Origin of the sequence: Arthrobacter sp. NyZ413 (genome assembly GCF_049390645.1) — a bacterium.
GTDB lineage: Bacteria > Actinomycetota > Actinomycetes > Actinomycetales > Micrococcaceae > Arthrobacter.
This window is the reverse complement of sequence record NZ_CP155434.1, coordinates 2,775,012-2,788,933: the sequence shown is the minus strand read 5'-3', so window position 1 is coordinate 2,788,933 and position 13,922 is coordinate 2,775,012. Positions and strand designations below refer to the sequence as shown.

Below are 13,922 nucleotides of genomic sequence, written 5' to 3'. Positions count from 1 at the left end.
TGGGGAAGACGTACCTACAGCTATGGAGGATGGAATGTCTGTTGCAATAACCCGGGGTGTCTTGTTCGTGCATTCGGCCCCCACGGCGCTGTGCCCTCACGTTGAGTGGGCCATCGGGTCGGTCGTGGATAAGCGGACCGACTTGGAGTGGACCGCTCAGCCTGCTGCGCCCGGAATGTTTCGTTCCGAGCTTTCGTGGACAGGCGCTCCCGGGACGGGCGCGCAACTGGCCTCTGCTTTGCGCGGCTGGGCGCACCTTCGGTACGAAGTGACTGAAGAACCGAGCCAAGGCGTGGACGGCGGCCGCTGGTCGCACACTCCCGAATTGGGCATTTTCCACGCGGTCACGGACGTACACGGGAACATCATGGTGACCGAGGACCGCATCCGCTACGCCTACGAATCCGCCGCAGGCGATCCCGCAGCCGTCTACCATGAGCTTTCCCTGGCCCTGGGCGAGGCATGGGACGAAGAGCTTGAACCGTTCCGGCACGCGGCCGAGGGCGCCCCGGTCCGCTGGCTCCACCAGGTTGGCTAGGCCGGATACAGCCGTGGCTTCCGGTCCCGTACCGTAGCCAGCTCTTCCATAGCGAAAGAAGAGGGCCCCACCATGGTGGGGCCTCTTCTTTCGCTATGACTCAAGTTCGTCAGAGGCTTCGGATAGCGATGACCGCGTTGTGTCCGCCGAAACCGAAAGAGTTGCTCAACGCGACGATATCGCCGGCAGGAAGGGTCCGGGCGGATGTGACAACGTCGAGCGGGATCTCGGGATCCTGGTTTTCCAAGTTGATAGTCAACGGGGCCTGGCGTTCGTAGACGGCGAGCACCGTCAGCACGGCTTCCACGGCGCCGGACGCACCCAGCAAGTGTCCCATTTGTGACTTGGTGGCCGAGACGGCGACGTTGTCGACGTGCGCACCCAACGCTGCGCGGAGGGCAGTGTATTCAGGCTTGTCACCCACAGGCGTGGAGGTTGCGTGTGCGTTGACGTGGACCACGTCCTCGGCCTGGATCCGGCCATCGAACATGGCGGCCTTCAGCGCGCGGGTTGCGCCAAGCCCTTCCGGGTCCGGAGCGGTGATGTGGTAGGCGTCGGCGGTAACGGACGTACCGGCGAGTTCGGCGTAGATACGGGCGCCGCGCGCAATGGCATGCTCTTCGGCTTCCAGCACCAGGGCGCCGGCCCCTTCACCCATGACAAAGCCGTCGCGGTCACGGTCGTACGGGCGCGACGCGTGTTCCGGATCGTCGTTGCGGCGGGAGAGCGCCTGCATCGAAGAGAACGCGGCAAGGGGCATCGGGTGGATCGCTGCTTCGGCGCCACCGCACATCACAACGTCAGCCTTTCCCGAGCGAATGAGGTCGAGCCCGAGGTGGAGGGCCTCAGTTCCGGACGCGCAGGCTGAAACCGGGGTGTGGGCACCAGCGCGGGCGCCGAGGTCGAGGCTGACGGCGGCTGCGACACCGTTCGGCATCAGCATGGGCACCGTCATGGGCAGCACCCGGCGGGGGCCCTTTTCCTTCAGTGTGTCCCATGCGTCGAGAAGTGTCCACACACCGCCGATGCCGGTGGCAAAGGCCACGGCCAGGCGATCGTGGTCGATATCCGTGATGCCGGAATCCGCCCAGGCCTCGCGGGCCGCGATGACGCCGAATTGCGTCGAGGGATCCATGCGCTTGGCCTCGACGCGGGTCAGGACATCAAGTGCGGGAGTCGAGCACCGGGCGGCAAAGTGGACCGGAAGGTCATACTTGGAAACCCACTCGTCCTCGAGCGTGTGGGCACCGGAGACCCCTTTGAGCGCGTTCTTCCACATAGTGGGGACGTCGCCGCCGATGGGCGTGGTTGCGCCCAGACCGGTTATGACTACTTTGCGTGCCATGCGATCACTCTCTGTTGGATCGGCCTGCCCGCGTGCTGTTTCCAAGCGGGCGCCAAAAGAAGACTTTGGGAGATAAAGCAGCTGTGCCGGGCTCCGGATGCAACAGGGCGCACCCGAAGTCCGGCACAGTTGAGGCCAGACTAGGCCTGCGCGTTGGAGATGAAGTTGACGGCGTCGCCGACGGTCTTCAGGTTCTTGACCTCTTCGTCCGGGATGCGGACGCCGAACTTCTCTTCAGCGTTGACGACGATGGTCATCATCGAGATCGAGTCGATGTCCAGGTCCTCGGTGAAAGACTTGTCGAGCTCGACGGCTTCAGTGGCGAGGCCCGTCTCTTCGTTCACGATTTCAGCCAGGCCGGCCAGGATTTCTTCGTTGCTAGCCATTGTCGGCTCCTTTTCTTGTTATGCCGGCTGCTGCCGGAAATGGGGCAAACCGCGGATACGGCTTGGGTTTCGAAGTGCTATTCAGTTACGGACGGAGCTACGGAAGTACTACTACCTGGGCGCCGAAGACCAAACCTGCGCCGAACCCGATCTGCAAGGCGAGTCCGCCGCTGAGCCCGGGGTTTTCCTGCAGGAGGCGGTGCGTGGCGAGGGGGATGGAAGCCGCGGACGTGTTACCGGCGTCGGCGATGTCGCGGGCAACCACCACGGTCTCGGGAAGCTTGAGCTTCTTGACCATCTCATCAATGATGCGCATGTTCGCCTGGTGCGGGACGAAAGCAGCTAGGTCCGTCGCTTCGATCCCTGCAGCGTCCAGCGCTTGCTGGGCCACCTTGGCCATCTCCCACACAGCCCAGCGGAAGACCGTCTGGCCGTCCTGACGCAGAGTCGGCCAGATGTCCTGCGTCGCCTCAATGATTGCTTGGTCGTCCGATTCGTCCGAGTGGCGGGCAGTCTCGCCCAGCTTCCGGACGTCGTCGAGCGAATGCGTCATCCCGATCGCGTTCCATTTGCTTCCATCGGATCCCCAGACTGACGGGGCGATGCCCGGGGTCTCGGAGGGGCCGATCACCACGGCGCCGGCGCCGTCGCCGAGGAGGAAGGAAATCGTGCGCTCGTGGTTGTCGATGACATCCGAGAGCTTCTCGGCGCCGACTACCAGGACGTACTCCGCGGTGCCCGAGCGGACCAGGGCATCGGCCTGGGCAATGCCATAGCAGTAGCCCGCGCATGCGGCCGAAATATCGAAAGCCGGGGCAGGCGTGGCGCCCAGGCGGTCCGTGAGGGCGGCCGCCGCGGACGGCGTCGCGAAGGGATGGGTGACTGTGGAGACGATCACGGCGCCCAACTGCGAGGCTTCGATGCCCGCTTGCTTGAGGGCTTCGCGTGCGGCGCCTTCGGCCATGTCGATGACGCTGACCCCGGCCGGCGCACGGTGGCGGGTCACAATTCCAGTGCGCTGGCGGATCCACTCGTCGGAAGAATCGATCCACTGGCAGACGTCGTCGTTGGTCACGATGACGTCCGGGCGGTATGCCCCGATGCCGATGATCCGCGAGTATTCGTGGGTCGGTGCTTGCTTGAGTACGGGGGTGCTCATGCTTGTCCTTCCAGTTCCGCGAAGAGCGCGAGTGCCGCGGACAGATCGTCCGGGGTCTTGACGGCGACAGTCTTGACTCCCGGCATCCCGCGCTTGGCGAGGCCTGCCAAGGTTCCTGCGGGGGCGAGTTCGATGAGGCCGGTGACGCCGCGCTGGACCAGGTTCTCCATGCAAAGGTCCCAACGGACCGGCCGCGACACTTGGGCGATCAGGCTTTCGACGGCGGCACCGCCGTCCGTGATCTGCTGGCCGTCGAAGTTCGAAAGCAAAGGAACGGTAGGCGCCTGTGGCTTGAGCGAAGGCCGCAGTGCTTCCAGGGCGTCGACGGCGGGGGCCATGTGGACGGTGTGGAACGCCCCGGCAACCTTCAACGGGATGACCCTGGCTTTGGCCGGCGGGTTGTCGGCGAGGGCCTGGAGTTGCTCGAAAGTGCCGGCGGCCACGGTCTGTCCCGCGCCATTGACGTTTGCCGGGGTTGCGCCGGCCGCCTCGATGGCCGACAACACTTCCGCGGGATCGCCGCCCACCACGGCGCTCATGCCGGTGGGGGTGACGGCGGCGGCAGCAGCCATGTTGTTCGCGCGTTCGCGGACGAACGCCATCGCATCGGATTCGCTGAGGACGCCCGCGAGGGCGGAAGCGGTGATTTCGCCGACCGAGTGACCGGCCAGGACAACGGGAAGCGTGCTGAGTTCGACGTCGAACAGGGACTTTGCCGCCACGAGTCCTGCGGCGACGATCAACGGCTGCGCTACGGCGGTGTCCTTGATGGTTTCTTCATCGGAGGTGGTGCCGTGGGCCTTGAGGTCGATGCCTGCGATTTCGCTCAGCGAGGCGAGGTGGCCTTCTACGGATGGGAGCTCCAGCCACGGGGCCAAAAATCCAGGGGTCTGGGAGCCCTGTCCAGGGCAGACGATTGCAAGCACGTAACCAGCTTTCCAAATTGCCGCGTGAACTTCCGGTGTTTGCGTACACCAAGCTCACTGGGTCAGTTTGTAGGAAGTCTACAACGGTTCACCCCGCGGATCGGGTACCGTGACGCTCCGACGTCGCCTTCGGCTGGGCCGAAAGCCTGCCCACAACCAAGGCAGTTTGGAGGACGAACGCCTCCCGGGGCAAGAGCGGGTCCCACCCAGTGACGTCGCAGACGCGCTTGAGACGATACCGCACTGTATTGGCGTGGACGAAGAGCTCCCGGGCCGTGGCTTCAAGCGAGTGGCCGAGCTCCAAGTACGTTCCGAGCGTTTCGACGAGTCCGTTCGATGCCGCGAGGAGCGGCCGGTAGATGTTCTTGATGAGTGAACGGCGGGCCGCGTCGTCGCCCGAAACAACGCGTTCCGGCAAGAGATCGTCGGCGGCTACCGGCCGCGGGGCCGAGGGCCACGCCTTCGCCGCGGTGAGTCCCGCGAAGGCCGCCTGGGCCGAGCTGCTCGCTTCCACGAGGGTTCCGGCCTCAGGTCCGTAGACCACGGCGCCCGGCGCGAACAGCTCGCTCAGCTTCACATATGCGTTGTCGCGGTCCTGCAGTCCGCCCAGGATGAGGATGAGGCGGTCGCCTTGGATGCCCACCAGCGCGTCCTCCGCGTAGCGGCCCGCGGTGCGCCGCAATTCGCTGACGTAGCTGGCGCTGGGTTCGGAGGGGGAGTTGCCCACCATCACGGTGAAGCGTTCCTGGGCTTTCCAGCCGAGGGCGGCAATGCGGGAGCGCAGAGCGTCGGTGTTTTCGCCGCGGAGGATGGCGTCGACAATCAGGGCTTCGAGCCGGGTGTCCCACGAGCCGCGGGATTCAGCGGCTCGGGCATAGACATCCGCGGCGGCGAAGGCCACCTCGCGGGAATAGCGCAGCACTGCTTCGCGCAGCGAAGGCTGGTCGGCCTCGGGCGCGATGACGGGTACCTGGTCCTCGACTACTTCCACCACGATCCGGATCAGCTGGAGGGCCTTTTGCAGGCTGATGGAACGCGTCAGTTCCGTGGGCGCGTTGCCGAAGACATCCGTCAAAATCCACGACGGCGAACTGGGCCTTTCGTACCACGTCACGAACGCCGCGATGCCGTTTTGGGCAACCAGGCCCAGGGCCGATCGTTCATCCGAGCTCAGGCGGCTGTACCAAGGCAGCGACTTTTCGAGCTTTCGCATGGTGGTGGTGGAGAGTTGCCCCACATTTGCGCGCAGCCGCTTCAGGGTTTCCGCCTTCTCCGGCGACACTGCGCGCGCAGCAGCTTTGCGTTTTGCGGGAGTTTGAATCGGCTCGGCCATGCCTTGAGCATACGGCCCATCCTCAGCAAGCTCCATTTGTGCGAAGGCTACAACTTCGTGGAGCCTGTGTCTGCTGCTGGCAGGTGGCGTCACCTTCCTCTCGCGGCGGGGTTAACGCCCGACGGCGGTGCGCACCTTCCGGTGCGGACCGCCGTCGCCGTATTTCTGGCTTTGCCAGCTCCTGGTTCTTCCAGCTCCCAGCGGTTAGCTTTCTCCGCCTGCCCCACCGGTGGTTCCGGCGTTGACATCGAGGAGACGGTACTTCTCGATGGCCTGGGCCGGAGCCTGGGCATCGATTTCGCCGCGTTGGGCGAGGAGTTGGAGGGTTTTGGTGACGATGGAGTGGGTGTCGTTTTTGAAGTAGCGTCGGGCGGCTTGGCGGGTGTCGGAGAAGCCGAAGCCGTCGGCGCCGAGGGAGGCGAAGTCGTTGGGGATGAATTGTCGGATTTGGTCGGGGACGGCTTTCATGTAGTCCGAGACGGCGATGACGGGGCCGTGGGCTCCGGCGAGTTGTTGGGTGATGAAGGGGGTGGGTGCGGGTTCGCCGGGGTTGAGGAAGTGGTGTTCTTCGGCGGCGAGGCCGTCGCGTCGGAGTTCGTTCCAGGAGGTCACGGACCAGACGTCGGCTGCGATGTTCCAGTCCTGGTCGAGGATGTGCTGGGCTTCGAGGGCCCAGGGGACGGAGACGCCGGAGGCGAGGATCTGGGCGCGGGGTTTGGTGCCGGGTTCGGGGGCGTCGGAGAGTTTGTAGATGCCTTTGATGATGCCGGTGGTGTCGAGGTTGGCTGGTTCGGCGGGTTGGGTGATGGGTTCGTTGTAGACGGTGAGGTAGTACATCAGGTTCCGGTCTTGGGAGTCCGGTCCGTACATGTTGTTGAGGCCGTCGTGGAAGATGTGGGCGATTTCGTAGCCGTAGGCGGGGTCGTAGGTGCGTACGGCGGGGTTGGTGGAGGCGAGCAGGGGGGAGTGTCCGTCGGCGTGTTGGAGTCCTTCGCCGGTGAGGGTGGTCCGTCCTGCGGTGGCGCCGATGATGAAGCCGCGGGTCATTTGGTCCGCGGCGGCCCAGAAGGAGTCTCCGGTGCGTTGGAAGCCGAACATGGAGTAGAAGACGTAGATGGGCACGAGGGGTTCGCCGTGGGTGGCGTAGGAGGTTCCGGCGGCGGTGAACGCGGCCACGGCGCCGGCTTCGTTGATGCCGGGGTGGATGAGTTGGCCGGCGGGTGATTCCTTGTAGGCCAGGACGAGGTCGCGGTCCACGGAGAGGTAGTTCTGGCCTTTGGGGTTGTAGATTTTCGCGGTGGGGAAGAACGCGTCCATGCCGAAGGTGCGGGATTCGTCCGGGACGACGGGCACGAAGCGGTGGCCGAAGTTTTTGTCCCGCATGAGGTCTTTCAGGAGGCGGACGAAGGCCATGGTGGTCGCGGCTTTTTGTTTGCCGGAGCCGCGTTTGGCGACGTCGTAGGATTTGTCCTCGGGCAGGGTGACCGGGGTGTGGGCGGTGCGGCGTTCGGGCAGGGACCCGCCCAGGGCGGCGCGGCGGTCGAGCATGTAGCGGATTTCCGGGGCGTCGGTGCCGGGGTGGTAGTACGGGGGCCGGTAGAGGTCGTTTTCCAGGGCTTCGTCCGGGATGGGGATGCGCAGGTGGTCGCGGAAGGACTTCAGGTCCTCCAGGGTCAGTTTCTTCATCTGGTGGGTCGCGTTGCGGCCCTCGAAGTGGGGTCCGAGTCCGTAGCCCTTGACGGTTTTGGCCAGGATCACGGTGGGTTTGCCCTTGAATTCGGTCGCGGCCTTGTACGCGGCGTAGACCTTGCGGTAGTCGTGGCCGCCGCGTTTGAGGTTCCAGATCTGGTCATCGGAGAGGTCCGCGACGAGGTCCTTGGTGGCCGGGGACTTGCCGAAGAAGTGTTCGCGGACGAACCCGCCGGACTCGGCCTTGTAGGTCTGGTAGTCCCCGTCGACGGTTTCGTTCATGATGTTCACCAGGGCGCCGTCGGTGTCGCGGGCGAGCAGTTCGTCCCATTCCCGGCCCCAGACGACCTTGATCACGTTCCAGCCCGCGCCGCGGAAGAACGCTTCGAGTTCCTGCATGATCTTCCCGTTCCCGCGCACGGGACCGTCCAGGCGCTGGAGGTTGCAGTTGATCACGAAGTTCAGGTTGTCCAGGTTCTCGTTCGCTGCCAGCTGCAGCAGGCCCCTCGACTCGGGCTCGTCCATTTCCCCGTCGCCCAGGAACGCCCAGACCTGCTGTTCGGAGGTGTCCTTGATGCCCCGGCCGTGCAGGTACCGGTTGGACTGGGCCTGGTAGATCGCGTTCATCGGGCCGATGCCCATCGACACGGTCGGGAATTCCCAGAACCCGGGCATCAGGCGCGGGTGCGGGTAGGAGGACAGGGCATGGCCGGCCTTGGACTTTTCCTGCCGGAACCCGTCCAGGTCCTCCTCCGTGAGGCGGCCTTCCATGAACGCCCGGGCATACATGCCCGGGGACGCGTGGCCCTGGAAGAAGACCTGGTCACCGCCCGAGGGGTGGTCCTTGCCGCGGAAGAAATGATTGAACCCGACCTCGTACAACGTCGCGGCCCCGGCATAGGTGGAAATATGCCCGCCCACCCCGATATCGGCCCGCTGCGCCCGGTGGACCATGACCGCGGCGTTCCAGCGCATGTACGCCCGGTACCGGCGCTCGAACTCCTCGTTGCCCGGGAACACCGGCTCCTGGTCCGCCGGGATCGTGTTCACGTAATCGGTCGTGGTCACCATCGGCACCCCCACCGACTGGGACCCCGCCCGCTGAAGCAGGCTGCGCATGATGAACTGCGCCCGCTCCGTACCCTGCTCCCTGATCAACGCATCCAAAGACTCAACCCACTCGGCCGTCTCCTGGGGATCACGATCAGGCAACTGGGAAGTCAACCCGCTAAGGATGTGTGAGGTCTCTTCTCCTGCAGCCACGTCCAACCTCTCTTTTGGCGCACTTGTCGTCGCCTCAGGTCTGGCAGGGTAACTGCCCGTCATGATCGCGGCGTGTGCGACATATCGGTTACAACAGCCCGGTCAGGTGCGCCGGGCAGGTTCTCTTGAACTCGGGCTGCGCTTTTCGCGGCGGGCGGTTGCCCTGCAGCCCAATGTCTTCATTGGCCACTGTAGCTTCGTCGGCGCCGGGATGCGTAGCCGCGGTTCGGCAAACGCGTTGTATGTCACACTCTGGCGGTTGCAACCACTGCAGCATCGCGCATTGACGTTCCCCGATCCCCTCTGGATGCCGCGGAATGTGGTGGAACGCGGGACAATGGCTTGAAGCACACGCCCAAAGGGTGTTGGCTTGTAGTAATCGAAATCACTTCAAGAGGAGGAAACGTGAGCGAGGCCGACGCCGCCACATCGGTAAATGTGGCGGAAAGATTGGGTTTCAAGGATGGGGATCTGATTCAGGAACTCGGTTACGACGACGATGTCGATTTCGATTTGCGTGATGACATTGAGGAACTAACGGGTTCCGAGCTGCTCGACGAAGACGATCATGAAGTAGTCGACGCAGTAATTTTTTGGTGGCGGGATGGCGACGGCGACCTCGTGGACGCCTTGGTTGACTCCTTGACCACGCTGGGAGAAGGCGGCGTCGTCTGGGTGCTGACTCCCAAGTCGGGCCGCGAAAACTATGTTTCTCCTTCCGATATTCAGGATGCTGCTCCGACTGCCGGATTGCACTGCACTACGTCGGCAGGTGTTTCCAAGGACTGGAGCGCTACCCGGCTGGTAGCGCGCAAGAAGAACAAGTGACCCGCTCGAAACCGGCTGAGGCCGGCCTGCGGCCCGGAGTTCCCGTCGTGGGCCAAGAGGCCCCGGATTTCGAGTTGGTGAACCAATATGGCGAACCAGTACGTTTGTCTGCGCTTCGCGGGCGCAACGTAGTGCTTGTCTTCTTTCCGTTTGCGTTTTCCGGCATCTGTACGGGTGAACTGTGCGAGATCCGCGATAACCTCGCCGTTTTTGAGCACGGCAACGCGACAATCCTTGGGGTGTCCGTGGACAGCAAATTCGCACTGCGCGCCTATGCGGACAAGGAAAACTATGAGTTCGACCTCCTGGCCGATTTCTGGCCGCACGGAGCTGTAGCCGAGCAGTACGGCGTATTCGATTCCTCCAGTGGCATGTCGTTGCGGGGTACGTTCATCATCGACGCCTCCGGAATAGTCCGCTACGTCGTCGTCAATCCCCGGGGCCAGGCGCGTGACCTCGGTGAATACCGCGAGGCGATTTCCGCACTCAGCGAGGCCTGAGCCGGATGAGTGCGCAGCGGCCCGGCGTCGGAATGACGGGTTTCGCCATTTTGCCGCCGGCGACACCCGTGGACATCGAGGCAGGGGAGATCGCGGAACTCCAGCGCGCCGTCGGGATACTTGGCGGCAAGCGGATTGCCGTGCTTACCGGGGCGGGCTTGAGTACCGACTCCGGCATCCCCGACTACCGTGGTCCGGGGTCGGCGCCCAGGAATCCCATGACCTACCAGGAGTTCGTTGGAAGCGCCGCGAACCGGCGACGGTACTGGGCCCGGAACCACATTGGCTGGTCCCACCTGCGGCACGCTGATCCGAATGCCGGACATGCCGCCGTCGTGCGCTTGGAACGGCGCGGGCTTATGACCGGACTCATCACGCAAAACGTGGACCGTCTGCATGAGGACGCGGGAAGCGTCAACGTGGTTGACCTGCACGGTCGCTTCGACCGCGTGATTTGCCTCGACGGCGGCCACGTCTTCAGCCGGCAGCTGGTGGCCTCGATCCTCGAGGAAATCAACCCGGGATTCCTGGAGTCGGCGCAGGCTTCCGGTGGCGTCGAGATGGCTCCCGACGCCGATGCCTTGGTGGAGGACCCGGAGCTGATCCGCTCGTTCGTCGTGGCCGTATGTCCTGTTTGCGGCGGAACCCTCAAGCCGGACTTCGTGTACTTCGGCGAGAACGTGCCCAAGGAAAGGGTGCAGCGTGCGTACGCCATGGTCGATGCCGCGGAGACGCTCCTTGTGGCGGGTTCATCGTTGACAGTGATGAGCGGGCTGCGGTTCGTCAGGCATGCTGCCAAGAGCGGCAAGGGGATAGTGATCATCAACAGGGGGCCAACCCGCGGTGACGAATTCGCGAGCCTCAAAGTGGACGCCGGAGTCAGTGGTGCTTTGACCTGGCTGGCCGAAGAACTCCCTGAGCTGCCGGTCCCGCAAGAGCCGATTGGTGTTCCGGGCGAATGATCCGGTAGAGTACATGATCGTTGGTTGAAGCGCTGAGGTGCTGAAATCACGCTGAATGGGTCTTTAGCTCAGCTGGTAGAGCGCCACGTTTACACCGTGGATGTCATCGGTTCGATCCCGGTAGGACCCACCATTTGAAACCCCGCAGTCCTCAGGCGAAAGTCTTGGACAGCGGGGTTTTTCTTTGTGTTCGCGTGCTGGGCGCTGTTCGGAAGGCCGTCCGGGAACTGGAAGAGCTCTCCACCGCGACTATTGGGGGATGCCGCGGTGGAGAGCTCAAAAATGAATATACAGACAATTTTTGGATATGGGAAGGAAGCGCTTTGGCGACCGGGGCGCTTCCTTGCTGGAATGAGCCACTATGATGGTAGTTGTTCAGTGGATTGAACACGCGCGGATTGAACAAGTGCGGCACTAGCTGGCGGATTCGGTTCCCGGTCCGGGCATCCGCTCAAGCCGCCCCAACACTGCGTCCCACGCACGATTGCGAAGGAGAATCATGGTCGATTCCCGCACAACCCGTTCCGCCGAAGGATTGGGGAGTTCTTCGCCTGCGCCGGCCGTGACCCGCGCAGCGGCCGTACTGGACGCCCTGGCCGAGGCTCCCGCGGGCCGACTGACCCTCAGCGACCTATCTCGGGAGCTTGGCATTCCGAAATCGTCCACTTCCAACTTGCTCCTCGCGCTCGAGGAGGCCCGGCTCATCACCCGGGAAGGTGCGGACTTTTCACTCGGCCGGAAACTGGTGGAGCTCGGTGCCGCGTATCTGAGCCGTCTGGATGAGGTGCAGGAGTTCTACAAGTTCTGCGAACAAGCACCCACCTTGTCCGGGGAAACGGTGCGGATTGCCATGATCGACGGCGACCACATCATCTATCTCGCCCGCTACGAGGGTCATCCGGCCGTCAGGCTCACGTCCAATATCGGCGACAAGATGCCGCTGTCGTTGAGTGCCGTAGGCAAGGTCCTTCTCGCCCAACTTCACGACCACGATATCGAGGCGATGTTCCCGGACGACGTGGAACTTCCCGTCATGACCCCCAAGTCCCTCCGGACGGCGGCCGAGCTCAAGGCCCAGGTTGCTGCCATCCGCAAGCAGGGCTACGCCCTGGAAGACGAGGAATCGACCCTTGGCGTTGTCTGCCTGGCCGTTCCGGTTCCCACCCATGGAGCGCATGGTCCGAGCCTCGGCCTGTCCGTCACGGCCCTCAAGGCCACCTTCTCCGAGGAGCAGGCCACCCTCATGGTCAAGGAGCTCAAGGAATTGGCGCACTCGCTGGGTAATCCGATGGGCTAGTTGGCTGGCGCTCGTTGGTGCGCTGGGCACCGGTGGCTCTCCGGATTAAATCTGATTACAGCACTTGAAAGCTGTTCATTGTGCTGTACGCTGTTCACTATAGTGATTCACGCCATGGCGGCGGACGCTATCTCGCCAGGCCAACGGGGGCCTGGAGTGTTCTTGAGGGAGTGCTAGTGACAACTCGTACTAAGACAAAGCTTGCTGAGACGGACGGCGCAGTAGTTGAGCCGGAACAGCTGCGAAGGGCAACTCTTGCCAGTTCCGTAGGTTCCGCTCTGGAGTACTACGACTTCTACATTTACGGCCTCGCTTCGGCCTTGATCTTCGGACCGCTGTTCTTCAAGCCGCTGGGTGAGAGCGGCGCGCTTATCGCGTCGTTTGCCACCTACGGTGTTGGATTCCTTGCCAGGCCGTTCGGCGGCATCTTCTTCGGCTTCATCGGAGACCGCTTCGGACGCAAGATGGTCCTTTTGCTCACCATCGGCATGATGGGCCTCGCCAGCTTCGCCATCGGCCTGTTGCCGACGTTCGACCAGGCCGGCATGCTCGGAGCCATTCTGCTTGTTGCGCTTCGCATCATCCAGGGCTTGGGTGCCGGTGCCGAGCAAGCAGGCGCCACCACGCTTATTTCGGAGGTCGCACCGCCAAGGCGCCGCGGCTATTTCGCATCGCTGCCATTCGTCGGCATTCAGCTCGGCACCCTGCTGGGCGCCGGTACCTTCGCCCTGATCGGCCTGGCAAACAAGAGTGTCCTTGAAGGCTGGCTGTGGCGCATACCGTTCCTTGCCAGCGTCATCCTGATCGCCGTGGCCATTTTCATCCGGCTCCGGTTGAAGGAAACGCCGGTGTTCCAGGAGCTTGAAAAGCACAAGAACGTGGTGAAGAACCCGGTTGCGGAGCTTTTGCGGCACTCCAAGAAGAATGTGCTCGTCGGCATCGGCCTCCGCATGGGCGAGAACGGCAACTCTTCGATTTACTCGGCGCTACTGATCTCTTTCATGTCGGTCAAGGAAGGCGTCTTCCCTGGCGACAAGTTCATCGGTCCGGTCGGCCTGCTGATTGCCGCCGGCTTCGCGGCGATCATGGTTGTTACCTTCGGGGCGCTCTCGGACCGCTTCGGCCGCGTTCGGGTCTACCGATTCGGCGCTTTGTTCCAGGTCATCACGGCTGTGCCCGCGTTCTACCTGGTCACCCTTGGCAACGTCACCCTCGTGTGGATTGTGATGGCGGTCGGCATCGCCATCGGCGTCCAGGGGATGCTTGGCCCCCAGTGCCCCCTGCTCCCGGAACTGTTCGGTTCGCAATACCGCTTCACGGGTGTTGCCTTGAGCCGTGAAATATCCGCCGTCCTGGCGGGCGGGCTAGTGCCCCTGTTTGGCGCCGCGCTCCTTGCCGCTACGGGTAACTCGTGGATGGTGCTGGCAGGCTACTCGCTCGTCCTGTCCCTGATCTCGTTCATCACCACTTTCTTCACACCTGAAACTGTTGGACGCGACATGCTTGAGTTGGAGGACGCGCAGTAGCGCCCAGCGTTCCGGCACCAAGAGCGGCGGCCTGCTCCGGGAAGACCTGGAGTGGGCCGCCGCCCTGTCTTGGTCCAAAGGATTCGCGCCACGATGCCCGCAGGCCAGGGCGGGCGCCTTGCGCGTAGAAGTCCGCCCGCGAACCAGCCCTTGAAAACGATGCAAGACGT

At 63.5% G+C, this 13,922-nt stretch carries 12 protein-coding genes and 1 tRNA gene; 7 read left to right on the top strand and 6 right to left on the bottom strand.

Annotation, left to right across the window (positions count from 1 at the left end; genetic code table 11):
* Positions 1-34 precede the first annotated feature (34 nt).
* Positions 35-538 (top strand): DUF3145 domain-containing protein, encoded by a 504-nt coding sequence (locus tag ABCW42_RS13010; RefSeq protein WP_133204328.1) that lies wholly within the window; start codon positions 35-37, stop codon positions 536-538.
* Between the two features lie 109 nt (positions 539-647).
* On the opposite strand, the gene fabF is transcribed toward ABCW42_RS13010, so the two are convergent.
* The 6 genes from fabF to aceE all read right to left on the bottom strand — a co-directional run bounded on the left by fabF (position 648) and on the right by aceE (position 8,639).
* Positions 648-1,883, bottom strand: a complete 1,236-nt coding sequence (gene fabF / locus ABCW42_RS13005) for a beta-ketoacyl-ACP synthase II (RefSeq protein WP_423181634.1) — start codon at positions 1,881-1,883, stop codon at positions 648-650.
* A gap of 140 nt (positions 1,884-2,023) precedes the next feature.
* Positions 2,024-2,269, bottom strand: coding sequence for an acyl carrier protein (locus tag ABCW42_RS13000; protein WP_028267518.1), 246 nt, complete (start codon positions 2,267-2,269; stop codon positions 2,024-2,026).
* A 97-nt stretch (positions 2,270-2,366) separates the two neighbouring features.
* Complete coding sequence (locus ABCW42_RS12995) at positions 2,367-3,428, bottom strand: beta-ketoacyl-ACP synthase III (protein ID WP_423181633.1); 1,062 nt, start codon at positions 3,426-3,428, stop codon at positions 2,367-2,369.
* Positions 3,425-4,354: an ACP S-malonyltransferase gene (locus ABCW42_RS12990; protein ID WP_423181632.1), complete on the bottom strand. Its 930-nt coding sequence runs from the start codon at positions 4,352-4,354 to the stop codon at positions 3,425-3,427. Before ABCW42_RS12990 ends, ABCW42_RS12995 begins: the two co-directional genes overlap by 4 nt.
* Before the next feature lie 88 nt (positions 4,355-4,442).
* The gene (locus tag ABCW42_RS12985; RefSeq protein WP_423181631.1) at positions 4,443-5,687 is read right to left on the bottom strand and encodes a PucR family transcriptional regulator; all 1,245 of its coding nucleotides are present in this window, start codon (positions 5,685-5,687) and stop codon (positions 4,443-4,445) included.
* Positions 5,688-5,891: 204 nt separating this feature from the next.
* The gene (aceE, locus tag ABCW42_RS12980; protein WP_423181630.1) at positions 5,892-8,639 is read right to left on the bottom strand and encodes a pyruvate dehydrogenase (acetyl-transferring), homodimeric type; all 2,748 of its coding nucleotides are present in this window, start codon (positions 8,637-8,639) and stop codon (positions 5,892-5,894) included.
* Between the two features lie 405 nt (positions 8,640-9,044).
* Between aceE and ABCW42_RS12975 the strand changes: the two genes are divergently transcribed.
* The 6 genes from ABCW42_RS12975 to ABCW42_RS12950 all read left to right on the top strand — a co-directional run bounded on the left by ABCW42_RS12975 (position 9,045) and on the right by ABCW42_RS12950 (position 13,752).
* Complete coding sequence (locus ABCW42_RS12975; RefSeq protein WP_133207084.1) at positions 9,045-9,467, top strand: DUF3052 domain-containing protein; 423 nt, start codon at positions 9,045-9,047, stop codon at positions 9,465-9,467.
* On the top strand, positions 9,464-9,967 hold the full coding sequence (locus ABCW42_RS12970) for a peroxiredoxin (protein WP_423181629.1): 504 nt from the start codon (positions 9,464-9,466) through the stop codon (positions 9,965-9,967). Before ABCW42_RS12975 ends, ABCW42_RS12970 begins: the two co-directional genes overlap by 4 nt.
* A gap of 5 nt (positions 9,968-9,972) precedes the next feature.
* Positions 9,973-10,929, top strand: a complete 957-nt coding sequence (locus tag ABCW42_RS12965) for an NAD-dependent protein deacetylase (RefSeq protein ID WP_423181628.1) — start codon at positions 9,973-9,975, stop codon at positions 10,927-10,929.
* A 57-nt stretch (positions 10,930-10,986) separates the two neighbouring features.
* Positions 10,987-11,062: transfer RNA gene (locus ABCW42_RS12960), tRNA-Val, on the top strand.
* A 366-nt stretch (positions 11,063-11,428) separates the two neighbouring features.
* Positions 11,429-12,226 (top strand): IclR family transcriptional regulator, encoded by a 798-nt coding sequence (locus ABCW42_RS12955; protein WP_423181627.1) that lies wholly within the window; start codon positions 11,429-11,431, stop codon positions 12,224-12,226.
* Between the two features lie 170 nt (positions 12,227-12,396).
* Positions 12,397-13,752, top strand: a complete 1,356-nt coding sequence (locus ABCW42_RS12950; protein WP_423181626.1) for an MFS transporter — start codon at positions 12,397-12,399, stop codon at positions 13,750-13,752.
* The last annotated feature ends 170 nt before the right edge of the window (positions 13,753-13,922 follow it).